Source organism: Bacteroides sp. NSJ-39 (assembly GCF_014287315.1).
Classification (GTDB): domain Bacteria; phylum Bacteroidota; class Bacteroidia; order Bacteroidales; family Bacteroidaceae; genus Bacteroides; species Bacteroides finegoldii.
Genome location: NZ_JACOOB010000001.1, coordinates 530,702 through 554,551, shown reverse-complemented (window position 1 = coordinate 554,551; position 23,850 = coordinate 530,702). Strand labels below are relative to the sequence as shown.

16 protein-coding genes and 1 tRNA gene are annotated in these 23,850 nt (G+C 44.3%); 4 read left to right on the top strand and 13 right to left on the bottom strand.

The features are described from left to right. Positions 1–300: 300 nt before the first annotated feature. On the bottom strand, positions 301–654 hold the full coding sequence (locus H8S63_RS02490) for a helix-turn-helix domain-containing protein (RefSeq protein WP_149968164.1): 354 nt from the start codon (positions 652–654) through the stop codon (positions 301–303). A 156-nt stretch (positions 655–810) separates the two neighbouring features. On the opposite strand from H8S63_RS02490, the gene H8S63_RS02485 reads away from it, so the two are divergent. Both H8S63_RS02485 and H8S63_RS02480 read left to right on the top strand, forming a co-directional pair. Further along, positions 811–1,698: a radical SAM protein gene (locus H8S63_RS02485; RefSeq protein ID WP_186925629.1), complete on the top strand. Its 888-nt coding sequence runs from the start codon at positions 811–813 to the stop codon at positions 1,696–1,698. Positions 1,699–1,716: 18 nt separating this feature from the next. Beyond that, on the top strand, positions 1,717–2,559 hold the full coding sequence (locus tag H8S63_RS02480) for an RteC domain-containing protein (protein WP_149967981.1): 843 nt from the start codon (positions 1,717–1,719) through the stop codon (positions 2,557–2,559). Positions 2,560–2,835: 276 nt separating this feature from the next. Here H8S63_RS02480 and H8S63_RS02475 read toward each other — a convergent pair whose 3' ends face one another. From H8S63_RS02475 to H8S63_RS02465, 3 genes are all read right to left on the bottom strand, one after another. Then, on the bottom strand, positions 2,836–3,885 hold the full coding sequence (locus tag H8S63_RS02475; protein WP_149967982.1) for a RelA/SpoT domain-containing protein: 1,050 nt from the start codon (positions 3,883–3,885) through the stop codon (positions 2,836–2,838). 329 nt (positions 3,886–4,214) lie between these two features. Beyond that, the gene (locus H8S63_RS02470; RefSeq protein ID WP_149967984.1) at positions 4,215–5,441 is read right to left on the bottom strand and encodes a site-specific integrase; all 1,227 of its coding nucleotides are present in this window, start codon (positions 5,439–5,441) and stop codon (positions 4,215–4,217) included. Positions 5,442–5,711: 270 nt separating this feature from the next. Beyond that, positions 5,712–5,784 (bottom strand) — tRNA-Lys (locus H8S63_RS02465). A gap of 121 nt (positions 5,785–5,905) precedes the next feature. Between H8S63_RS02465 and ettA the strand changes: the two genes are divergently transcribed. Then, entirely contained in the window at positions 5,906–7,597 is a 1,692-nt protein-coding gene (gene ettA, locus H8S63_RS02460) for an energy-dependent translational throttle protein EttA (protein WP_007753297.1), read from the top strand. A gap of 212 nt (positions 7,598–7,809) precedes the next feature. Then, positions 7,810–11,055: a TonB-dependent receptor domain-containing protein gene (locus H8S63_RS02455; protein ID WP_186925628.1), complete on the top strand. Its 3,246-nt coding sequence runs from the start codon at positions 7,810–7,812 to the stop codon at positions 11,053–11,055. A gap of 67 nt (positions 11,056–11,122) precedes the next feature. On the opposite strand, the gene H8S63_RS02450 is transcribed toward H8S63_RS02455, so the two are convergent. From H8S63_RS02450 to H8S63_RS02410, 9 genes are all read right to left on the bottom strand, one after another. Continuing rightward, positions 11,123–12,259, bottom strand: a complete 1,137-nt coding sequence (locus tag H8S63_RS02450; protein ID WP_186925627.1) for an endonuclease/exonuclease/phosphatase family protein — start codon at positions 12,257–12,259, stop codon at positions 11,123–11,125. Between the two features lie 104 nt (positions 12,260–12,363). Further along, entirely contained in the window at positions 12,364–15,030 is a 2,667-nt protein-coding gene (locus H8S63_RS02445) for an ATP-binding protein (RefSeq protein ID WP_186925626.1), read from the bottom strand. Positions 15,031–15,074: 44 nt separating this feature from the next. Continuing rightward, complete coding sequence (locus H8S63_RS02440) at positions 15,075–16,292, bottom strand: glycosyltransferase family 2 protein (RefSeq protein ID WP_186925625.1); 1,218 nt, start codon at positions 16,290–16,292, stop codon at positions 15,075–15,077. 9 nt (positions 16,293–16,301) lie between these two features. Continuing rightward, positions 16,302–18,011 (bottom strand): LTA synthase family protein, encoded by a 1,710-nt coding sequence (locus H8S63_RS02435; RefSeq protein ID WP_186925624.1) that lies wholly within the window; start codon positions 18,009–18,011, stop codon positions 16,302–16,304. Positions 18,012–18,052: 41 nt separating this feature from the next. After that, on the bottom strand, positions 18,053–18,913 hold the full coding sequence (locus H8S63_RS02430; protein WP_186925623.1) for a glycosyltransferase family A protein: 861 nt from the start codon (positions 18,911–18,913) through the stop codon (positions 18,053–18,055). A gap of 39 nt (positions 18,914–18,952) precedes the next feature. After that, on the bottom strand, positions 18,953–20,107 hold the full coding sequence (locus tag H8S63_RS02425; protein WP_186925622.1) for a glycosyltransferase family 4 protein: 1,155 nt from the start codon (positions 20,105–20,107) through the stop codon (positions 18,953–18,955). Then, positions 20,100–21,236 (bottom strand): glycosyltransferase family 4 protein, encoded by a 1,137-nt coding sequence (locus H8S63_RS02420; protein ID WP_186925621.1) that lies wholly within the window; start codon positions 21,234–21,236, stop codon positions 20,100–20,102. The genes H8S63_RS02425 and H8S63_RS02420 overlap by 8 nt, the downstream gene beginning before the upstream one ends. A 41-nt stretch (positions 21,237–21,277) precedes the next feature. Further along, the gene (locus H8S63_RS02415; protein WP_186925620.1) at positions 21,278–22,732 is read right to left on the bottom strand and encodes a lipopolysaccharide biosynthesis protein; all 1,455 of its coding nucleotides are present in this window, start codon (positions 22,730–22,732) and stop codon (positions 21,278–21,280) included. Further along, on the bottom strand, positions 22,722–23,840 hold the full coding sequence (locus H8S63_RS02410; protein WP_186925686.1) for a glycosyltransferase family 1 protein: 1,119 nt from the start codon (positions 23,838–23,840) through the stop codon (positions 22,722–22,724). The genes H8S63_RS02415 and H8S63_RS02410 overlap by 11 nt, the downstream gene beginning before the upstream one ends. Positions 23,841–23,850 lie beyond the last annotated feature (10 nt).

Below are 23,850 nucleotides of genomic sequence, written 5' to 3'. Positions count from 1 at the left end.
TAAAGAGCTTTGTCTTAGTTTGTCGGAGTATTTTCATTTCTCCTAAGTGATCCGCCTGGGTTATGAACCAAACGTTATTTCTTCCTCAATATCAGTACTTTCAGAAATTTCGGCTTTGCATCCGTCACGCTTTAGTCCTTAAAAACTGTCTGCTGTTGTCCGGTGTCTGTCTGCCAACATCTTGGGTTCAAATGTACGCATTATTTTTGGATTATGCAAACCGTTGAAAATAAACATTCTAAGGTTAGTGCAAGGTGCAAGCTATATATATAGATATATACTTGCACCTTGCACTAAATTTCAATACTTATTTTTCCGTCTATTCTCCATTATCATTTCAAAATTTTCTTGCCCCCATTGTTTCAACTGCTCTAAATGAGGGATTAAAGTTTCTCCAAATTCAGATACATAATATTCCACTTTGGGTGGTACTGTGGGATATATTTTTCTACCTACTAATCCGTCCGTCACCAATGAACGTAAAACAGTAGAAAGCATCTTTTCCGATATAGAGGGAATTGTTTTGTATAGTTCATTGAAACGTATTACTCCATTCTCATGTAGCTTCAATAGGACAACTAAAGCCCATTTGTCACCCAGCCATTCCAGTATAGGGGAAGCAGAACAATAATCGTAATCTAACTTTTTTCGCATTTTTTCGTCCTTAAATACATTGATATTGAGAAAAACTAACTCAAACGTAAGTGGCTGACAGATAGTATAGTTCTTCTTTTCATGAAAAGAACATCCTAACTTTGCAGTACAAAAATATCAAAAATAACTAATTCCAAGTGTTTAATTTATAATTATATGGAACTATTACATTTTACGGGACAAGTATGGCGACCACCATACGAAGCAAGTTCTCAACTCTTACAGGTAACAGCCGGATGCACTCACAACAAGTGTAAATTTTGTAGTTTATATCACGGAACAAAGTTTCGTCTATCTCCCATTACGGAAGTCGAAGAAGATTTGAAAGTGATACAAAGTTACCAGCCCAAAGCCCGGCGAGTATTTTTAACGGGGGCTAATCCATTTGTGCTAAGTTATAACAGGCTGCTGGATTTAGGTCTTCTAATCAGGAAATATCTTCGTCATTGTGAAAGTATCGGTATGTTTGCCCGGATTTCAGATATTAAGCCAAAAACAGTAGAAGAATTGAAGAACCTGCGTCATTTAGGTTTTGACGGTATCAGTATCGGAACAGAATCGGGCGATGATAATACATTGGCAGCAATGAACAAGGGATATACGGCTAATGATATTATCGAGCAATGCAAGAAGCTGGAAGAAGCAAATATCAGATATAACCTCGTGTATCTGACAGGGCTTGCAGGAAAAGGCAAGGGAGAGCGGAACGCTATTAATACTGCCAATGTGTTTAATCAGTTACACCCCTTTACCATAAACTTTGTATCACTGACCGTATTTTCCGAATCAGAATTATACGAGGAAATACAACGTGGTTCTTTTGTAGAAGCTACCGAACACGAAAGGTTGCTGGAACTACGGACTTTTATTTCAAGACTTCATATAAAAACAACTTTATTAGGAAATACGGTATCAAACACTGTCCCGTTTGTCGGAATGATACCTAATGATAGAGTTAGAGTTCTTAATGAACTGGATTCGGCTATAAAAAATGCTGGAGAAAAAGAATTAAGGCGATATAGAGATAGTATTAGGTCTTTATAATCAGCTCAAAGATATTCTATGCAATTTGTAGATAAGATATTGTTCCAAATCAATACAGAGATAGAAAAGCTCGGTATAGATGATTGTATGGGCATTGACAGTGCTTTGCATATGATGCGTTTTATTCAGCCTTTATGTGATGAATTGAGAAAATATATATTAGCTTATCAGTTTGCTGATGAAACGGAAGAAATCTCTTTTTTTAAGGAGTATAAGCCGGAAGTATTGAGCAAGTATTTGTATTACAATAAAATATATGTCATTGAGAGTAAATATCCTACCGGTAGTGATATTGCACAAAGAGAGTATTTATATAAAGAATTGGATAGTTTGACGTTTTATTTCAGTAGGAACTTGGACTTTTATCAGTATTACCGTTCTAAATCTACTTATTTGGATAGGTATTATTTTACCCGAAACCAAAACGATTTACGAATATGTACAGACAGTTCCCATATTGATAAAGACCCTCTATATTCAACCGGATATGATTTTAAAGTGGCTAAAATTATTACCAACGAACTGTTGAAAATCTATTTGACTAACAGATTGCAAGAATTGGAGCGTATTGTACAGCGCAAAGCGGATAACGGACAGATTGTAGAAACTATTTTGCGTTGGACTGGCTCTAAAAGGGCGTTGGTAGAACTGATTTATGCTTTAGAAGCGAATGGGGATTTTAATAAAGGAACGGCTACTTTAAAAGAGATTGCAGGATATTTTGAAAATGTGTTCAGTATAGATATTGGTGATTTATATCATTCTTATTTGGAAATGCGAAGCCGTAAGATAAATAGAACTCGGTATTTGGAAACATTGCAAAAAAGTCTGCTCCGAAGAATGGATGAAAACGATACATGATGCGAGTTTTATTTTCTTTTCGCAAGTAATTATATTCTTGGAAATAAATAAACCATTCAGTATTTCAATCAATATTGAATGGTTTATTGTTTTCATTCAATCCTGCCATATTGAAATCTTGCTTTCAATCAATCAAGCTATCAATATTTCAATAAAACAAGATTGCAGGATTGCAAAATAAACTCATCGGTCGGGGAACGCCCAGCGGCAAGGGAGTGGGACCACCCGTCTCGATGAGTGAAAATCTTTAGCAAAGGATGAAAGTTTTTATATTGGTCAAGAAGGAATAAGTTTCATTTTTTTGCAATTTTCCATCATTGTGTCAATAGCTAAAAGAAATTCTGATGTGTTTAGGAAATAACTAGGATATGCATCTTGTAATTCTTTCATTTTAGGAACTGACACTAAAACAACGGCATTACATTTATCTGTTACTCCTTTTTCTAATTCTGAATATGCCATAGATGCTTCGTTCTCTTTTTCTTTTGAATAGGCGCTGATTTTTACGATTTTTGATTCAAAGTTAATATTTAATATATAATAGCCGTTTTTGAAATTCTCTTTCTTAGCCTGGATACCTGATACATTTAGTACTTTTAATGTGTCACTATGATTATGCTCGACATTGATTGCGTATAGTAGCTTCATCAAGCCATGTACGTCATATCCTTGTTCTCTGTGCACTTTCAGAATAGGCTGCTTTTCTTTAATCGAAAATAGAGAACTTACAATTTTGAAAAAAGTCAGCCAGTCATCTGAACCCATACTAGATTTTAGGGGTGTGCTTGTTATTAAACCAGCAGTTTCAACTGCCATAGCCCAGCTATGTTGCAATTTAGTCCTTATTTGTAATTCAACTTTTGCGCCGTCTGTATTATCGTCAGTGGATTTATACTTGTAAATAAAATGAATGCTACGATATCCGCTTTCTTTAGGTTCTTGAATATAGTCCATGATTTTAACTAAATCAAAGCTTGTAGGAATATTTTCAGATAAAACCTTTTTAGTATTTAGTAAAGCTTCAATATCATTAACCACAATTCTAAAACCACCAATATCTTGCATTCCTCCTAAACGCATTTCTGGATTAATATCGAGTTTGTATAAAATAGAGGTGATTCTTTTTAATCTTCTAGATGTTAAAAAAATATCAGTTTTGTTTGGATTTAACAAAGAGAGTAGTTCTTTTTGTAAAGTGTCTAAAGCAGGAAGATGCAATGTTCTCCATTCATTTATCTTTAACATTGCATTATCATAATCTTCATTGTTTTTTGAGGACATGATAATCTCTCCTGCTTTATCAATTTGATGTCTTCCGTATTTCATGGGTTTAAACTTATTTTAATAGAATCTACAATTATGACTTCAAATATAACTTATTTCATTGAGAAATTATATTGTATGTATGAAAATAAATAAACTGATATTGTGTATTTTATTGTTTCTGACTAGTTAACAACTCATCGGTCGGGGAACGCCCAGCGGCAAGGGGCGGGACCACCCGTCCCGACGAGCGAAAATCTTTAGTTAGGGAATGTCTTTTTTTAATTGGCAACACGACTTCGGAGTGAATTTGCCCAAGGTGTTTTGCGGCACGGAAAATAGATTTGTGTGCCACAAATCACACCTTGCTGTTATCTGACGATAACATGATTTCATCGGCTGGCAATCCTGTGTGCAGCGTCCAGCTTTTGAGCCAACATTTCCATGTCGTTACTTACCTTCAAATCGGTAATCCTCGCATAAATTTGAGTAGTCCGGATATTGGTATGACCTAAAATCTTAGATACCGTTTCAATGGGAACACCATTGGCAAGCAGTACCGAAGTCGCACAAGAATGCCTTGCGACATGATAGGTTAAGGTCTTTTCAATTCCGCAAATGGCTGCGATTTCTTTTAAGTAATCATTCATTTTCTGATTGCTGATAATGGGTAAAATCTTACCGTTTGGCAATTTATCTTTGTACTTTTCCAATATGGCTTTTGGTATATCCAGCAACCGGACGGTAGATGTAACATTCGTTTTGTGTCTTTTCCGTATAATCCACAAATTACCGTCAAATCCGGTGCGAATGTCCTCTTGTCTTAGTTCGCATACGTCAATGTAAGAAAGTGCCGTATAGCAGCTAAAAATAAACAAGTCACGCACTTGTTCCAGTCGCTTAGTGCTGAACTCGTGATTGTAAATAGCGGTAATTTCTTCCATAGTCAGATAATCCCTATCGGTACGCTCAAACCTTACCCGATAACTCCCGAAAGGGTCGGCAGTCACTAAACCTGTATTCTTGGCAAAGTTTACCACCGTGCGAAAGCGTTGTACAAACTTCATCGCCGTATTATGGCTGCACCCATAGTTATTCTTGATATACAACAGGAAATCTTCAATGAATACCACATTTATATCTTTAATGAGCATATCGGAAACGGAGTATTTAAACTTCATAAACTCCATAAGCCGTTTCTTTGTCAGTTCATAACGTGAGTAGGTTTTGTCTGTGGTATTCATTTTAACCTTTTGCAAATACTGTTCGTTGTGCTGTTTGAAGAACTCTATCAAAGTCCGTTCCCTTGCTATCTTGCCTAAAAAAGCGTTCTTTACCAGTTCTGCGGTTACATATCCGTCTTGCGCCATTAACGCATGGTAATGTTGATGAACTGTGCTACGAATACTTTCCAGCATGGAATTGATATGTACGGCTTCTGCGGTTCTGCCGGAAGCTTTGCCTAATTCCACGCTCCAGTGAGCCGGATTTATTTCCAGCTTGGTGTTAAACTGGGCTACAACTTGGTCAATAGTGATACGTGCGATAATCGGTGCGTTGCCGTTCTTCTTTACTGCATTTCGTTTGACGAAATAGAGTAGCTTAAAAGTACTTCTCATAATCTCTTTTTTTAGTTACAAACTTAAATTGATGAACTGAAAATGAGATATTTGCAGTACGGACAAATCAAGACAACAAACCGTCAATTTTGGACATTCCGTGACCTAAAATCTTAGAGGGTGGACAGGTCACGAATTGGTCACGAAAGTGTGTCTTTTTGTGACCTTTTCGTGTCTTAGGTCACAGACATTATACAAAGAAAAACTCCTACAATACCTTGATATTGTAGGAGTTGTACATTTACTGTTCATTTCTGTCCAGCGTTTCTGTGATCCGCCTGGGGCTCGAACCCAGGACCCCAACATTAAAAGTGTTGTGCTCTACCTGCTGAGCTAGCGAATCAATCCTTGTTTGCTTTCTTTCGAATGCGGGTGCAAAGGTAGAACATTTTTTTATAACTCCAAAAGATTTCAAACATTTTTCTTATCTTTGTGCCATTATCAACAATATACATTATTAATATATGGCTGCTGACGATAAAAAAATTATCTTCTCGATGGTTGGAGTAAGCAAAGCTTTCCAGCCCAATAAGAATGTGTTGAAGGACATCTACCTGTCATTCTTCTATGGAGCTAAGATCGGTATAATCGGTCTGAACGGCTCCGGTAAATCTACCTTGTTGAAGATTATTGCAGGTTTGGAGAAATCCTATCAGGGAGAAGTTGTATTCTCGCCGGGATATTCTGTGGGTTATCTGGCGCAGGAACCCTATTTGGACAACACAAAAACGGTAAAAGAAGTAGTAATGGAAGGCGTTCAACCCATTGTGGACGCACTTACGGAATACGAAGAAATCAACCAGAAATTCGCTCTGCCTGAATACTATGAGGATCAGGATAAGATGGATGCTCTTTTCACCCGTCAAGGAGAGTTGCAGGATATCATTGATGCGACAGACGCATGGAATCTGGATAGCAAACTGGAGCGTGCGATGGACGCCCTTCGCTGTCCGCCCGAAGATCAGCCGGTGGCAAATCTCTCCGGAGGAGAGCGTCGTCGTGTCGCCCTCTGCCGCTTGTTGTTGCAAAAACCTGATATTCTGTTGCTTGACGAGCCTACCAACCACTTGGACGCAGAGTCTATCGACTGGTTGGAACAACATCTCCAACAGTATGAGGGAACAGTTATTGCAGTGACGCACGACCGTTATTTCCTCGACCATGTTGCCGGATGGATTCTCGAACTGGATCGTGGTGAAGGCATTCCCTGGAAAGGTAACTACTCTTCCTGGTTGGAACAAAAGACCAAACGTATGGAAATGGAGGAGAAGACAGCCAGCAAACGCCGTAAGACCTTGGAGCGTGAGTTGGAATGGGTGCGTATGGCTCCTAAAGCCCGTCAGGCAAAGGGTAAGGCACGTCTTAACTCTTACGACAAACTCTTGAATGAGGATGTGAAAGAGAAGGAAGAAAAACTTGAAATCTTCATTCCTAACGGTCCTCGTTTGGGCAACAAAGTCATTGAAGCCAAGCACGTGGCAAAGGCATACGGAGACAAACTGTTGTTTGACGATTTGAACTTTATGCTGCCTCCTAACGGTATTGTCGGTGTGATTGGCCCTAACGGTGCAGGAAAAACAACGCTGTTCCGCCTGATCATGGGGCTGGAATCGGTAGACAAAGGCGAATTTGAAGTAGGAGAGACTGTAAAGGTGGCGTACGTCGACCAGCAACATAAGGATATTGATCCGAATAAGAGTGTCTATCAGGTTATTTCGGGTGGCAATGAATTGCTTCGTATGGGTGGACGTGATGTGAATGCGCGTGCATATCTTTCACGTTTCAATTTCTCCGGAGCCGATCAGGAAAAACTTTGCGGAGTATTGTCCGGTGGTGAAAGGAACCGTCTGCACTTGGCGATGGCACTGAAGGAAGAAGGGAACGTGCTGTTGCTCGACGAACCTACCAATGACATCGACGTGAATACATTGCGGGCATTAGAAGAGGGATTGGAAGATTTCGCCGGTTGTGCGGTTGTTATTTCCCACGACCGCTGGTTCCTCGACCGTATCTGTACGCACATCCTTGCTTTCGAAGGCGATTCCAATGTATTCTACTTTGAGGGTTCTTATTCCGAATACGAGGAAAATAAATTGAAACGTTTAGGCAATGAAGAACCCAAGCGTGTTCGTTACAGAAAGTTAATGACTGACTAGAGAAAGTAATAGACTGAAATAATTCTAATACTTTCAGTTTCAAAATAAAAGGCTCTACAATGCTTGTAGAGCCTTTATTGTTTTATAACGCAATAAAATGTTTATCTCTCTTAAAATTTTGTAGTATAATCGTAACGTAGTTCTAAATAATATTAATTATATTTGCCGCAGTTTTAAGATCAAACAATTAGTATTAACTAATCAATTACATTATGCAAAAGAGAATGCGATCTTTTTTAGTAGTAGCGATGCTGATGCTTATTGCTACAGTAAATGCACAAGTTACGACTTCCAGCATGAGTGGTAAAGTTACAGCGCAAGATGAGCCTATCATTGGAGCGACAGTGATTGCGATTCATGAACCATCGGGTACTCGTTACGGTACTGTGACTAACGTTAGTGGACAATTTAGTTTACAAGGTATGCGTACAGGTGGTCCTTATAAAGTAGAAGTATCTTATGTTGGTTATCAGACTGCTATTTATAAAGGTGTAAATCTATCATTAGGAGAAGTATACACTTTAAATGTTGTTTTAAAAGAAAGTTCTGAGTTACTGGATGAAGTTATTGTGACAGCACAGAAAACTGTGGAAAAGATGGGGACTGTGACGAATGTGAGTGAGCGTCAATTAACGACATTGCCTACTATTAATCGTAGTATTACCGACTTTACTAAACTTTCTCCTTATGCGGGTGGCAGTAATTCTTTTGCTGGACGTGATGGACGTTATAATACAATAACAGTGGATGGTGCAGCGTTGAATAACAATTTTGGTTTAAGTACTAATAACTTGCCAGGTGGGGATGCACAACCCATTTCACTTGATGCAATTGATGAAATTAGCGTCAATGTTTCTCCTTATAGTGTTACGTATTCTAATTTTACGGGAGCTTCTATTAATGCTGTAACCAAGAGTGGTACCAATGAATTGAAAGGAACAGTCTATACATATCAGAAACCAAAGAACTTTATAGGAAAATCTATTAACGATGTTGACGTTCCTAATGTAGAAAGTTATAGATCTAGTTTGTATGGATTTACTTTGGGAGCTCCGATAATAAAAAATAAATTGTTCTTTTTTGTAAATGGAGAATTGGAAAATAGCAATAGCCCTGGTATTTTGTGGACTCCCAGTCAAGAGGAAGGTGGAAATGGGGATAATCAAAATCATATTTCTAGAACTTGGATAAAGGATTTGGAGACAATAAGTAATTTTGTAAAGGATAAATATGGATATGATCCTGGAAGTTATGATAAATTTGATGATTTCGAGAGCAAGAACTGGAAAATTATGGCTCGTTTGGATTGGAATATCAATAAAAAACATAAATTGTCCTTACGTTTTAATACGGTAAAATCAGAGAATGATGCTAGTATTAGTTCGACTTCTTCTGTGTTGACTAAGACGAATTCCAATCGTTACGGGGTAGATGCTTTTGCATTTGGAAATTCTAATTATGGTTTTAGAAATATTGTAACGTCTCTTTCTGGTGAATTGAATAGTAATTTTTCCTCTTCAGTGCAAAATAAATTATTGGTAACTTATACCCATATTCGTGATTCTCGTACAGCTAAGGGGGATGCATTTCCAATGGTTGATATTTATAAAGATGGTAAACAATATATGACATTAGGTACAGAATTGTTTACTCCTTTTAATGATGTCGAGAATAATGTATTTAGTGTTACTAACAATGTAACTATTAATAAAGGAAACCATTTGATAACTGCCGGTGCTACATTTGAAAGACAGTATTTCATGAATTCATATTTACGTGCTCCTTATGGGTATTACCGTTATGCCTCTATGGATGATTTTATGACAGGAAAGGCACCATCATTATATGGTATTACGTATGGGTATAATGGAAAAGATGCTCCAGGAGCTGAATTGACATTTGGTATGTTAGGAGCCTATGCACAAGATGAATATTCTATTACACCTAATTTTAAATTGACGTATGGATTGCGTTTTGATTTGCCGTTATATTTTGATGATTTGTCGGGAAATGCTGCTATCAAGAAACAGTCATTTAATGGGATAAATGTGGATGTTTCTAAATGGCCGAAAAGCAAATTGTTACTTTCTCCTCGTTTAGGCTTTAATTGGGATGTTAAGGGTGATCGTTCTATTGTATTAACTGGAGGTACAGGTCTATTTACGGGTCTATTGCCATTTGTCTGGTTCACTAATCAGCCAACTAATGCAGGACAGATGCAAAATATGGTTGAATTCTCAACTTTGGAATTGCCGGCAAACTTTGCTTTTAATCCAAATTATAAAGAAACTCTTAGCCAAAATCCTGATATGTTTCCATCGACTCCAGGAAATGATGTTCCGGGAACCATTGCTTATGTAGATCCAGATTTTAAAATGCCTCAGGTTTGGCGTAGTAATGTGAATGCGGAGTTCCAATTACCTTATGGATTTATGGCCTCTGTAGGTATTATGTATACGCGTGATGTTTATAATGTTGTTCAGAAGAATATAAATGAAAAGGCTCCTTCTGGAACCTATAATGAACAACCAGGACGTGTATATTGGACTAAAGACAATTATTATGACAATCCTACAACTAAAACAGTCATACAATTGACCAATGGAGATGAAAAAGGTTATCAGTATTCTTTTAATGCAGTACTAACGAAGAAATTTGATTTTGGTTTTACAGGTTCATTTGGGTACACTTATACAATGGCTAAAGATATGACAGCAAATCCAGGTTCATCGGCGGCTTCAGTATGGCAGAATAATGTTGCAGTTAATTCATTGAATGATCCAGGTGTTTCTTATTCCTTATTTTCTACTCCACATCGTTTGATTGCTAATGCGTCTTATGAAATTGCTTATGCAAATATGAAAACGACCGTATCTTTATTCTATACCGGTTACCAACAAGGACGTTTTTCTTATACGTATTATAATGATATAAATGGTGATGGAAACTATTCTGATTTGATGTATGTACCTGCTTCTAAGGATGAAATGACATTTGTGGATATTAAAGATAAGCAAAATAATGTAACTTATACAGCAGAGGAGCAACAAGAGGACTTTTGGAATTATGTAAATAGTGACTCTTATTTGTCAGAACGTAAAGGGCAGTATGTAGAACGTGCCTCTTCTTTAGAACCGTGGATCCATCGTTTTGACATGAAGATCGCTCAAGATTTTTATGCAAAGATTGGTAATCGCAAATATGGTATTCAAGTAAGTCTTGATATGTTAAATATTGGCAATTTGTTAAATTCAAAATGGGGTGCTTATCGTTCTTGTGGTTTACAAAGTTACGATAATGTAAGATTACTGAAAACAGCAAGTAAAGTAGGAGAACCTCTAACATATCAGATGAATGCATCTTCTCGTGAAGCGTTCCAAAAAAATTCTAAATGGGATTATACAGCTTCTACAGGTAGTGCATGGCAGATGCAATTAGGAGTCAAATTTACATTCTAGAATAAACAGAAGAATTTCTATATAAAAGTAAGCCGGACAATTTTGCAGTTGTTCGGCTTTCTTTTTTTTATAGCTTCATCCTCATCACCACCGGATTATGATCGCTATAACTCCAGTCCGGTGAAAAGTAATCCGTACTTTTCAGTTCCGGAGAGTGGAGGACATAGTCGATTCTTAGTAAATGCTTGAAAAATTTGAAAGTATACATATAGCCATGTCCGCTTGTCTGGAAGCCATCTTGCAGTTTGTTACCTTTTTTGTCACCTTTCTTATCACCTTTCTTGTCACCTTTTATGGTGTGATAGACATAAGAAGACGGTAGAGAGTTGAAGTCACCGCAAACGAGGGTAGGATGAGGGGAGTCGGCTATCAGTTGTTTGAGGACATCAGCTTGTCCGGCACGTTTCCGGAAGTTCTCGTGCAGACCGTCTATCAGAGTCAGAGCGGCACGTTCCGCTTTTTGGGTATCCTCCTTGTAAAGCTCTTTTTCCAGTTCTCTTTTGTTACGGGTCACTTCCGTTGTTTGCAGATGATTATTAAACAGGCGGATCGTGCGACCGGGTATTTCGATGTCACACCACAGGCTGCAATTCTTAGAGTCAGGATAGGTGATAAGACTCTGTTCCCTGATAGGATAACGGCTGAAAACAGCCAGTTGCAAAAGCTCCTTTCCTTCGGGAGCGGAAGGAACATACTGATACGGCCAGTTAGAAAAAGCGGCACATACACTGTCAATGTTAAATGAGGAATTGATACCGACCTCCTGCAAGCAGAGGATATCCGCTTGCAGATTCTGCATTTGAGTAGCAATACCTTTGCAGGAATACCCCATGTGTTCGTGGTTGAAAGCATCCACATTGTAAGTCGCTACGGTCAATATTCCGGGTGTATAGGTTCCCAGCTTGGCTATCGGCTCCGAAGCCGGGCTGAAAAGAGGAAACTGAAGGACGCAACTTATATACCCCCAATTACCGAATAAAGCAATGAGAGAAAGGAAAACCCAACACCGCCAGCGGACCGTCCAATAAATGGCAAAAGCCAGATTAGCCAATAAAAGTACAGGCAACCCTAGACCGATAAAAGGGATAAGTTTGAAACTCTCCGGTGCAGTGTTTCCGGCAAAAGCACCCACTAGGGTAACGCCTGCCAAAACACCTGTCAGCAGGATAGAAAAATAGTAGAACAGTCTATAAAAGGCTTTCATAATAATCTTAATAATCTTACTTTATCCTCACACAATATTCTGATTCGGGCACAGCCGCTCTGTCGTCAGCCATTCGTAGCCATTCCGTCGTCAACCATTTACAGTCATTCCGTCGTCAGCCACTTATTGATTACCTCTTTCAGTTTCGACTGAGCTATCGGTTTCGCTATGAAGTCATTGCAACCCGCTTCCATCGCGGCTTTCACATCATGCTCATAGGCAAAAGCACTCTGAGCGATAATAGGGACCGTAGCAGACAGTTCGCGAATAATCTTGGTAGCCTCCAGTCCATCCAGATTCGGCATTTTGATATCCATCAAGACCAGATCCGGCTTCACCTCATCGTACAAGAGAACCGCTTCCATACCATCGTTAGCACGGACGAGACGATACTGCTTGCCTAGAATAGCGTTCAGTAAATCATAGTTACTGTCCGTATCTTCGGCAATCAGGATACAGATCTGTTTCGTCATATGTATCTTTTCCTTTCCCGTTCCTTCATTCGCGGATATGCCGTTTCCACTCTGCGGCACCTCCTCTTTGTAGAGCACTGTCTTCATCTCCGAATCGACCTCTTTGGGCGTTTCCTGTGTGCTGTACGGCAAAGTAAACGTAAACGTTGTGCCCACGCCCACTATTGAACTGACGGAAATCTGTCCGCCGAGCCGTTCCACGATAGACTTGCAGATAGACAATCCCAGTCCCGTCCCTTGAGCATGATTATTCAATTTGGCAAAACGCTCGAACACACGTCCCACCTTTTCCGGTTCGATTCCCGTGCCCGTATCCGTTACATGAAATACGATCTGACCATCCACCAACTCATAACCGTACTTGATACTACCTTCCTTCGTAAACTTTACCGCATTCCCGATCAGGTTCGAAATCACCTGGAACACACGGTTCTTGTCCGTCTCTATCCGCAGGCTTTCGTCCGAAGGCTCATAGACAAGTTGCACACCCTCCGGTGTGCGGAATATATGCGCATCATGTATCTCCTGACACAAATTATGCAGACTCGTAAGTCCAAATGAAAACTCAATCGTTCCCGACTCAATCTTCGAAAGATCGAGAATCTCGTTAATCAGTTGCAACAGACGCTCGTTGTTGGCTTCCACAATCTGATAATACGTTTTCCGTTCTTCCGCGTCATCACTTTCAGTTATCAGATGTGAAAAACCGACAATCGCGTTCAGCGGTGTGCGGATCTCATGACTCATATTGGCGAGGAAAGCCGATTTCAGATTGTCGGACATCTCCGCTTTCTCCTTCGACAGCTGGAGTTCCCGCTTTATCATCTCCAGCTCCGTGATATCCCACTCAATGCTGACGATGATAGGAGAGGACAACTCGTCACCATCCACCTTAATCTTCCGTTTGTCAAGAATAATCAGATTCCCGTTCCTGTCCTTTCCCTCAGCGATCCAATGCAGTCCTTTTCCGGTAGCAGCTACCTCAATATCCTCCTGCCTCTTCTTTTCCGCTACAATCGGCGGATAGAAGTCATAGTCATTCTTACCCACCGGATTATCACTGAAATGATCGCGGTTGTACGATTCTCGGTTTCGATATACATATTTGAAATCATTGTTAATCTCTTTCACCACAATCCCTGCGGGGAGATTATTGATCGTCGTATCCATAATCCGGTTGAGCCGTTTGATCTGCGCCTCATACCTCATTCTTTCCGAAATGTCATGAGCGAACGACCAGAAGCTCTCTTCACCGGAATCACTGATAACGTTGTACATCGTACATTCGTAAGCCAGAATATCCTTATGAATTCTGGAGGGATGATGCGCGATAAACGTATTGCTGCCGTTCTGCACCGCATTCCTGCACCGTTTCTGCCAAGCCTCTTCGGTCGGCATATCTGCAACGATATTATAGATTTTCAGTCGGCTGATGTCCGTATTATCCACCAGACCGTGATTGTACAGAAAACGTCGGTTGGCAAAGATCACCGTACCGTCGGGTTTGGCGGCAAAGATACTCTCTTTCGCATTATTAATGGCATGAGTCAGTGTATTGATATCATTCCTCCGGTGTTGGAGAACAGTGATATTCTGGATATACCCTTCTATATTGCAACTGCCGTCGGGCAATTCCTCCCGCAGATAAGTCTGGATACGCACATAGAAAATATCCCCGTCCAGCCGGATCCGGTAACTGATACTTTCCTGATTGAATTCCGACACATTCTTTTCGCACCAATTCTCGAAAGCCGGGTGATCCTCCTCCATTATTAACTGCTTGTACATATCGAAAGAGATATGCTGCACATCCTCCTTGCACAATACTCCCGTGTATCCTGTATAATGGAACACATTTTCCGTCGTATTATACGTCCAATGTCCGATTTGTGCCACCTTCTGAATCTCGCGCAACGTGCGGTTTGCCTGCTCCAACTGGCGTTTCACGTTACTTCTTTGCGTGATATCCCGATATTGGCAAAGCACCATGTCGTTATACGGATACATGAGACACTTGAAATAGAATGTCTCATCCTTCAGCTCCAGCTTGAAGTTTTTGCTGACACTCCGCTGTTCCCCGATCACCGTCTCGAACACCGGCATTACCTTATCCCTTGTCCGCTCTGGCAAAAGTTCGAAGATATCCTTCCCTAAAAGAACTTCTTCCTGCAGAAACCATAAATCGCAATGAGAATCGATATCCACGCAGATACCATTCCTGTCTATCAGCAACATTGTGTCTGCCGTCAGTTCTAGAATTCTTTGTGCATTGTTTGCATTGTGTAATGTTCTGTCCATGTATGATTTTTTTATAAGATAACAAAAGATATCTCAAATTGTTTTTACTTCTCCGACCGTTTCGCTTTTTCCCACGCTCCGTTTCCTTTTTTCTTCTTCAGATAACGGATCCCTTTCAACACATTGATATTCATAAAAAGAAAATAATAAGGGATGAAGAGTATCTTGTTCTTAATCTGCCTGGCAGACAGATAATAGCCCCAATATCCCAACCCGTAGAAGAGGAGCTGCATCCCAAGCAGCACCCCGTAGAATACCGTCGGACCGCCCGACAGCAGAATCGCCACGTTCAGCGGCAGGAGTGCGAACAGCAGGAACGGAGTGACCGACCACCTCAACACCCGGTGCGACGTATATTGAAAGCTGAGCACCCCGTAGCGGAACGGGTTCAGCAATGGGCGCAGCCGCCAGATAGACTGCAATCCTCCCGCAGCGATGCGCACCTTTCTTTTTTCCTCCTCCCTCATATCCGCCGAACCGCTTTCGATGGCGTAGGCATTGGTGCGGTAAGCAATCGTGTACCCCTTCATCGTGATGCGCAGCGATAGGATGAAGTCGTCGAGCAATGTGTCCGGTTCCATCGCCTCGAACAGTTCGCGGCGTACGGCAAACAGTTCACCCGCAGCCCCCACCGCCGAATATAGCCGTGCGTCCAACGCTTTCAGCGTCGACTCATACTTCCAGTAAATCCCTTCGCCACCGGCGGCAGCCCCGTCCTTCGTCTGCACGGCAATCCGTTTTTCTCCCGCCACGCATCCCACTTTCGGATCCTGAAAAGCGAGTACAATCTCCCGTATCGCTTCCCGGTTCACCATCGTATTGGCGTCCGTGAAGACAACGAGCGGTGTGTCTACAAGCGTCATTCCGCGTGTCATCGCAGCCGTCTTGCCTTGCCGGAGCGGTTGGAAATGCACCGTCGCCTTTCCCTGCCAGCGTGTCTGCAAGCGTTCGTTCGTCCCGTCATTGCTGCCGTCCGTCACCCAGACGATGTGCAGCTTATCCGCAGGATAGTCCAGTTCAAGGCAGTTCTCCATCTTCTCGTCCACCACCTCCTCTTCGTTGAAAGCCGTGATAAACAGCGTCACCTCCGGCAGTTCCCCCTCCGTTGCCGGGAGCGGGTGTCTCACCGGTTTCACGAAAAACTCTTTCAGCTTGACAAGGATGTAAAGCAGGATTCCGTAGCCCAGATACGTGTAGAACACAACGAACAGGGCAAACCAGAAAAGAATTTCGAGACAAAGAGCAGGTGTGTCGTCGTTCATAGTTATGCGTTATTTTATTTTAAAATAGTCACTATCCAATATAATATCAGAGATCTCCTCCCTATGCAGGACCCTCAGTTTTTCTCTTTCGCTATCCATCACCGAGTCGGGACGAAGCAGGCTGTTGCCTACACCCCTCCATTGCGAGTCAATGCCCGCCAAATCCAGAATCGTGGGAAACAGGTCGGCTTGTGAGATAGCCAGATCGCTTCTTTGGTTGATTTTCTGCGGAGCGTTCACAATATACAACGGAATTTTTGAATAAGCACTATCTTCCTCCTTCAATTTTAGCCAGTCGTTGGAAATTGAATGGTCGCTGGCAATTATAATCAGCGAATTGTCATAGAGATGGTTTGCCTTCAAGAAATCAATGTACTTGCCCAAATACTTATCCATATAATGTATATCAGACAAATACACTTTCAATTCATCGGAGTACGATTCCGGAAAAGGAATGGCATATTCCTCGAACATCTTCTTGTAAGGCGAGTGCGTAGACGAAGTGAGGATCATCGAGAAGAAAGGCTGCTTGCCCGTTTTGTCGATGCTTGCCGCATACTCGAAGAGCAGCTTGTCATTCAGCCAACTGTCATCACATTCCTTCAGCGCATATTCCTTTCTCGAATAGAGTCTGTCAAATCCATACCGTATACATATCCCGTCCTGCCTCCACATTTTCGACGACGTAGGAATCACCATCCGGCACTCTGTTTCCGGACTCTTTCTTTTCAGTAATTTGGGGATAGACTCAAACGTATTATCAAAATAATCATAAACAGTTACCCCTCTCTTTTTGGGTAAGAGTCCGTTCAAATAGGTGAACTGCCCGTCACTGGATTCGCCCAGCTGGATCAGTGAGGTCATATTCTTATTGTAATATGCCCCCTCTCTCACCAGTCTGTTGAGGGTAGGGGTGATCTCCACACCGCCTATGCTCATGCTTGTGGGAAATGCCAGAAACGACTCCACCAGGATGAAGATGATATTTTTCTTCGGTTGTCCGGTGCAGTATCCGGCTGCATTAAAAAGAGGCTCGAGTCTGGCAAAGTCTTTCGGATCATAATCCTGCTTGTTGTTGGAGATAAACTGCATAGCGGTTCCATACAGAATGCCGAACTTGAAGATACACTCTGTCGGGCTGTTCTTGAATGGGTGTATATACTTATATTTCAATGACGACCAATGTATAGTGGCAATACTCACCAGCACCCCGATGATGAGGACGGCAGTTCCCAGTATGCAGGCGGAGACGATTCTCCGTACCTTGTCTGCAATGCCGTAGTAGCCGACATGATAAGCCTTGTAAAACAATATGCCCGCTACGGCCGTTATCACTATCGTAATGTCGCTCCACCTGAACATAGACAGCACGCTGGCAGAAATCCCTCCCAGATTATTGACCTCGCCATACAATACAGGTGGCATATACGTATAGAAGAATCTGCTGTACAGCACGTTGACAATAGTAAGAAGCGTGATGAGGGCATAGGGAATAAAGAAAAGATATGTCTTCTTTTTGATCAGGAAAAGTGGGAGGAAGAAAAACAGGCATACGTCGGCAAGCGTATGGAAAATATTCTCCACGTATGAGAACGTGGTAAGGGAATACTTGTCCATAAGAACCGTGTAGTGCATATATTGAAGATTGATATAGCACAACAGCATCAGCAGCATGGGGAATGCCAGTTGCCTCAATAAAGTTCCGGTTTTCTTGTTCATATTATATACTCCATACAGGCTTCTTTAATTAATACGTGCTTTCAGTTCTTCTTTTTCACGAGATTGCTCTCCTCATCCTTATATTCCTTCTTCTTGGTGAACAGTCCTCCGAGCCCCCTCAGCCCGTTGGCCACACGAACCTTGAAACTGTTGAACAGCGATCCGTCGGCTCCCACCGTGCCATACCCCGTGACGGCACGCGCGCGGCGTTTTCTCACAAAAGCGATTTTCCCGAACTGTTTCAGTTGCAGCGCCAGATACCCGTCCTCGCCCCGGATGATGTCTGTGCGGATGCCCGTTTTCCGTGCCAAATCCGTGCGGTAAGCGAACACCAGCCCCCGCACACTTAGCTCCGGACGCTTGAACGATTGCAGCCACAGATGCAAATCTCGGGTAGCCTCATACAGCTTCAGTCCCCACCGGGAATGCTCCTCGTCCGGAATATAGCTCCATAGCGAGCTTACCCCGACAACGCCCGGACGCTCCAGCGCATCCACCATCGTCTCCACATACTTGGGCGGGTACATCGTGTCCGAATCAATGTTGATGTGATACTTCCCCCGTGCGTGGTTCAGCCCGCAAAGGCGGGCAAAACCGCAACTATGCTGCGTCTCCGTATAATAAGGTACGCCGCACGCCTGAAAAATCTCCGCCGTGCGGTCCTTCGATTCATTATCCACCCCGATGATCTCTACGGGATACTTGCACTGCATCTCGCTCAGCGACCACAGACAAGCCAGCAGATGTTTTTCCTCGTTGTAGCCTATCAGCGAGACGGTAACCACCGGATTCTCGCTCTGAAGCCCGGCGATCTTCTGCCTCACTTCCTCCACCACTGCTTGGGGAGCTTCCGCAAACGGTCTCTCGTACACCTGCAAATATTTCTTATACCAAACTCCCATAACTCACTTCCTGATTTATTTATCGTACCGCTTATCTGTTTATTTTTCCAAAGCCTCCTCGAACAACTCTTTCCATTGCTCCGCGATATGCTCGATCCTGAAACGTTCCACATCCACCCGTGCCTGCCGTCCCATCTTCCTGCGCAGGTCCTCATGCTCAATCAGATAACAGATCTTCTCCGCCAGTCCCTCGATGTCACCGTTCTCCACCAGCAACCCGTCGCGGCCGTCTGCGATAATGTCTCTCGGTCCGCACGGGCACGTGAACGAAACGGGGGGCACCCCGCACGCCATAGCCTCGATGATGACCATTCCGAACCCCTCATAGCGCGAGGACAGGACAAAGACAGAACTCTCACAATACTTATCCACGATATTCTGCACCGTGTGTTTGAGCAGGCAACTCGAAGCCACCCCTTCCTCATCCACCTGCCGTTGGAGTTGCTCGCGCATACCGTCCCCGTAGATCGACAGCGTCCAGTCCGGATGTTTCCGGCTGACGATGCGCCAGGCACTCACGAGGCGGTCGAATCCTTTCTGCGGCATATACCTTCCTACGGCAATCACCTGTTTTTGCGTGCCGTCCGACTGTTGGTCGGGGAGGAAAGGAAGCGGGTTGTGAATCACCTTCACGTTGTCCAGTTCCGTCCATTCGGCTGCGTCCTCGTTGCTCAGCACGACGAAATAGCGCACTTTCCGCAGTTGCCGGATCAGTTGCCGCATCCAATACTGCTTCACCATCCGCTGCACGAATCCGGGAAGGCGGTTGTCGGTGAACTCGCGGTAGTTGGACTTGTTGAAATGGATTTCTCCCAGCTTGACACTGCCGTCCTTCATATCGCAGATGAAGTTGATCTCACGCCGCAGCAGAGACACCGTGATATCCGGACGGATTTCGCAAAGGCACTCGTTCAGCCGCTTCTTGTAAAGCCGCTGTTTCTTCGAATATCCCGAAATACGTTTCAGCAATGAACGCCCGTACATTTCGTCGTAATTGATACTGAGTTGATGAAGCGTGATGGACGGATGCAGCGGATAGTAAGGCTCTTTCCCTTTTCCGTCCGTCAGGATAATATGTATGTCATAGCCGAAATGCTCTGCAAAGTAATTCGCTTTCAGAGTCAGTGCCCGTTCCATACCGCTGGGATAATAAAGCGAAGGAATGCAGTAGGCTATTCTTAATTGTTTATTCATCAGTTGTTTTTTTAAGTCCTACCTCCTCAATCACCTTTTGCATCTGTGCTTTCCATGACAGCGGGCGGACCGACTCCCGGATCTCAACCGGCGAAGCCTTCAACGACCGTTGAAACGCAATCAGCTTCGGGACGTCCACCGCCGACTCGTCCGCAGGCACCTTCCACACATACGGCATAGCGTCAAAATCCGCATCCGTCTCCGAGTAAGTGAAGGCAAACCCGCGTGCCGCGTACTCCCGGTTTTTCAGTGTCTTGATTTCCGTGATACCGCTCCGGTGGCGTCCCAGACTGCCGATGGCAAAGTCCGCGCGTTCAAACTGCTCATCGAGTTCCTCTCCGTGCAGGGGTCCGTGCAGAATCACGTACTCCTCCAGATGATGGTCGCGTATCACGGGAAGAATCTCCTCCCGTTCCCGTTCGCCCGACAGCGGACCTACGATATGGAAATAAACCTTATATTCCGGATTCGTCCGGTAATACTCCGCGAGGCCCCGTACCAGGCGGTCGAACCCGTGCCAATAGTGCACCTCCGCCACACCGATCAGGTGCAGCTCGTGCGAAGTGTCGTTCTGTCCGCTCCGCATCGGGGTAGCGTCGAAATCGATCCCGTTGGAAATCCGGATCGTCCTGCCTCCGAAAATCGTTTCCGCGTTGGAGAAAGTCACGATGCCGTCCAGCAGCTTCGCCATCCGGTGGCGGAAACAGCGGTCCACAGCGAGCGAAGCCCTCATAGACCATGAGATGTACTCCTGATCGTAAGGATATGTCGGTATCTCCACCGCCACTTTCGCCCCCGTCTTTTTCAGGCGTTCCACCAGCCGCAGCGTGAAAGGGTTGGCGTTGTGATAGGAACGGATGTACACAAAGTCGATCTTCTCCCGCTGCGCATACTTCACGATAGGCGAGTAGTAGACACGTTTCAGCAACTTCGCCATCGTCCCTTTGCCGAAATCGGCCATCACCTCGTCGCCGATCATCAGCCTCCGGTTGCCGAAGGGCGTGGTGTCGTAGTAACACAAGCGAACATCCGCGCCGCACTTCTTGAGGGCCTTTACTTGGTAATGTATCTTCTTGCTGATTCCGTTTGCTTTGTCGAAACCGTGAAATATCAGAAATAAGGCTTTCATGCGTGCTCTTTGTCTTGATGTATGTTGTCTATTCCGTTCATTTATTTTCTTTTTCCCGCCATGCTTCGTATTTTCCCAAAGAGGTCGTACTCCCGCGTAACTTGTATATATCCCCCAAAGATAGTAAAACTTACTATACTTTTTACAATTATTGTAAGAAAAATATTAATTCCTTCCGTTGCGTACTGTATCGGCAGGAGAATGACCGCCATCAGCAGGCTTACCGCCAGCGGAGAAAGGAGCTGACGGACGAACGGCAGGACGCTTCGCCGGAAAGTCACCCGGTACATCTGCCAGTAGCATTGCGCGAAGTTGACGGTGAACGTGACGGCGATGCAGCTTGCCACTGCCGTCAGCGTGCCGAAATAGAAGATTCCGAGCAGCATGCCCGCCACGTTGAGCGCGGACGAGAACAGTCCGCACACGAACAGGCTCTTCGTGTCGCCCGCCGCCTGGAAGATGGAGCCGGAAGAAGACAGTATGATCTGAATCCCTACGGACAGTGACAGAATCCGGAAAACGGGTACGGACGGCAGCCATTGGTCGCCGAAGATGATCAGCGTCACTTCCTCCGCCGTGAAAAAGAGCAGCACGCTGAGCGGCAGTCCGATGAAGGCGAGAAAGCGCAGGATCCGTTCGTAGGAGGTGGCGAGCTTCCTTTTGTCGTCTTGAAAATCGCTGAATATCGGGTGCATCACGGGGGTGATCACTTGTGTGATGTTCTGCAGGGGAAGCATCATCAGACGGTAAGATTTTTCGTAGTATCCCAAGTCGGACATTCCCATGTATTTGCCGATCAGCAGCTTGTCAAGGTTGCGGCTGAAATAGTTGATGACATTGAACAGGAACTGGTAGGCGGAATAGGAGAATATCTTGCGCAGCACCGTCAGCCCCAGCGTGAGGCGCAGGCGTTGCGGATAGCGTTGGTAGGAGATGGCGAATATCAGTATGCCGGATACGATCGGGTTGATAATCAGCGCATACAGTCCCGCTCCGCAGAGTGCTGCGGTGACGGCTGCCGCCCCTGCCGAAATCTGAATGACGAAGCTCCGCACGGCAATGAACTTGAACTCCTTGTTGCGGTAGAACAAAGCCCCCGGCACGATGGTGGCGGAAGCGAAAAACAGGTTGACGGACAGCAGCTGGCACAGTGTCCGCAGGATGTCGCTGTTGTAATAACCGGCTATCAGCCATGACGCGGCGAAGAAGAGGGCGCTTATGCCTATGCCGGTCCACACGGTGAACGAGAAAATATCCGACAATTCCTCCCGTGTCAGCGTCTTGTGCTGCACGATGGCGGGGGATACACCCATGTCCGTGAACAGGTTGAAGAAGGCGATGATTACGGTGGCTATCGCCACAATGCCGAAGTCGTCCGGCGAGAGCAGGCGTGCCAGTACACCCGCCACCACAAGCGAGATGACTACACCGCTGTATTTGGCGAGCGCCGTGTAGAATACTCCGGAGAACAGCTGACTTTTGAGATTACCTGCCATTTATCGCGTCTTTATAGACTTGTGCATACTCGCGTCCCGTTTTTTTGATATTCATGTTGTCGATGGCGTAGTCGTAGTTTGCCTCCCCGTGTTCGTAAGCGGCATACCGTGCGCCGGTTTCGAGCGCGTGGACGATATCTTCCCGGTCGTCGGGGTCGAACGAGGGGTTTCCGGTGATGGCCAGCAGCTCGCCGTTATTCCCCGTGTCCGGACCCACCACCACTTTGTGGTAGAGGAAGGCGAGGGGGATGTTGCCGGAATTCAGGATATCTTTGCGTGGAATCATTACCAGGTCCGAAGCTGCTATATAATAAGGTAGGTCGCAACTGTCCACCAGGTCGTCGTTGCCTCCGGCTCTCAGATGCAGCCAGCGGTTGAGCAGGGGCCTGACCACGTAGTAGCCGAAGCGCGAGAGCCATCTCTTGAGGAAGTTCTTGCCGTACCTGTTGCGTCTGGAGAAAGGGTAGAGACGGGGAGCGAGCAGCAGTTTATGCGGCCGTTTCCATGCATGGAATGCTCCGAGCACCATGCGTATCTCTTCCCGGTTGCGGAATTTGCCGAAGGCGGTGACGATGAACGCGTTCTGCGGCAGATTGAGATATTGGCGTGCGCGCGCCTCGCTGATGTCCTCCTGATAGGTATATTCATAGATATGGTGGAGAATGACGACATTCCGGCTTTGGGGGTATCTGGCGGCAAAGTCATCCGCGCTGAAATGTCCCATGTGTACCACGATGTCGCTTTGCGTCTCGATGATGTCGTAGGCGCGGCTGATGATGTCGTTTGCGTAGTGCGGGCGCACATTGTGCCGCGTGTAGACGAAATGCGCCCCGCGCGAACGGAAGAAACGGATGCGCTCTTCGAGCCGGCGTATCACGTCGGGGTCGTCGCAGTTCCAGCCTACTACTTCTTCCGGCCATTGGAAGTGTATGATGTCATACGCCGTGTCTGATTCCCAAAATGCTTCTTTGGAACATCGTACGTCAATACCCGTCATGCGGATAGCATCGCATAGAATAGGAGCGAACAGATTGTCCGTATCACTTATTTCTCTGAATACTATGAGCGCTTTTATTGCCTTGCCATTCGTCTCTTCACAATCGTTCATGTCCTTGCTT

Excerpts from the sequence above, each read along its gene's own strand:
- H8S63_RS02480 (WP_149967981.1), top strand. The coding sequence starts at position 1,717 with ATGCAATTTGTAGATAAGATATTGTTCCAAATCAATACAGAGATAGAA.
- ettA (WP_007753297.1), top strand. The coding sequence starts at position 5,906 with ATGGCTGCTGACGATAAAAAAATTATCTTCTCGATGGTTGGAGTAAGC.
- H8S63_RS02455 (WP_186925628.1), top strand. The coding sequence starts at position 7,810 with ATGCAAAAGAGAATGCGATCTTTTTTAGTAGTAGCGATGCTGATGCTT.
- H8S63_RS02485 (WP_186925629.1), top strand. The coding sequence starts at position 811 with ATGGAACTATTACATTTTACGGGACAAGTATGGCGACCACCATACGAA.
- H8S63_RS02435 (WP_186925624.1), bottom strand. The coding sequence starts at position 18,011 with ATGAACAAGAAAACCGGAACTTTATTGAGGCAACTGGCATTCCCCATG.
- H8S63_RS02415 (WP_186925620.1), bottom strand. The coding sequence starts at position 22,732 with ATGGCAGGTAATCTCAAAAGTCAGCTGTTCTCCGGAGTATTCTACACG.
- H8S63_RS02450 (WP_186925627.1), bottom strand. The coding sequence starts at position 12,259 with ATGAAAGCCTTTTATAGACTGTTCTACTATTTTTCTATCCTGCTGACA.
- H8S63_RS02430 (WP_186925623.1), bottom strand. The coding sequence starts at position 18,913 with ATGGGAGTTTGGTATAAGAAATATTTGCAGGTGTACGAGAGACCGTTT.
- H8S63_RS02445 (WP_186925626.1), bottom strand. The coding sequence starts at position 15,030 with ATGGACAGAACATTACACAATGCAAACAATGCACAAAGAATTCTAGAA.
- H8S63_RS02470 (WP_149967984.1), bottom strand. The coding sequence starts at position 5,441 with ATGAGAAGTACTTTTAAGCTACTCTATTTCGTCAAACGAAATGCAGTA.
- H8S63_RS02410 (WP_186925686.1), bottom strand. The coding sequence starts at position 23,840 with ATGAACGATTGTGAAGAGACGAATGGCAAGGCAATAAAAGCGCTCATA.
- H8S63_RS02420 (WP_186925621.1), bottom strand. The coding sequence starts at position 21,236 with ATGAAAGCCTTATTTCTGATATTTCACGGTTTCGACAAAGCAAACGGA.
- H8S63_RS02440 (WP_186925625.1), bottom strand. The coding sequence starts at position 16,292 with ATGAACGACGACACACCTGCTCTTTGTCTCGAAATTCTTTTCTGGTTT.
- H8S63_RS02425 (WP_186925622.1), bottom strand. The coding sequence starts at position 20,107 with ATGAATAAACAATTAAGAATAGCCTACTGCATTCCTTCGCTTTATTAT.
- H8S63_RS02490 (WP_149968164.1), bottom strand. The coding sequence starts at position 654 with ATGCGAAAAAAGTTAGATTACGATTATTGTTCTGCTTCCCCTATACTG.
- H8S63_RS02475 (WP_149967982.1), bottom strand. The coding sequence starts at position 3,885 with ATGAAATACGGAAGACATCAAATTGATAAAGCAGGAGAGATTATCATG.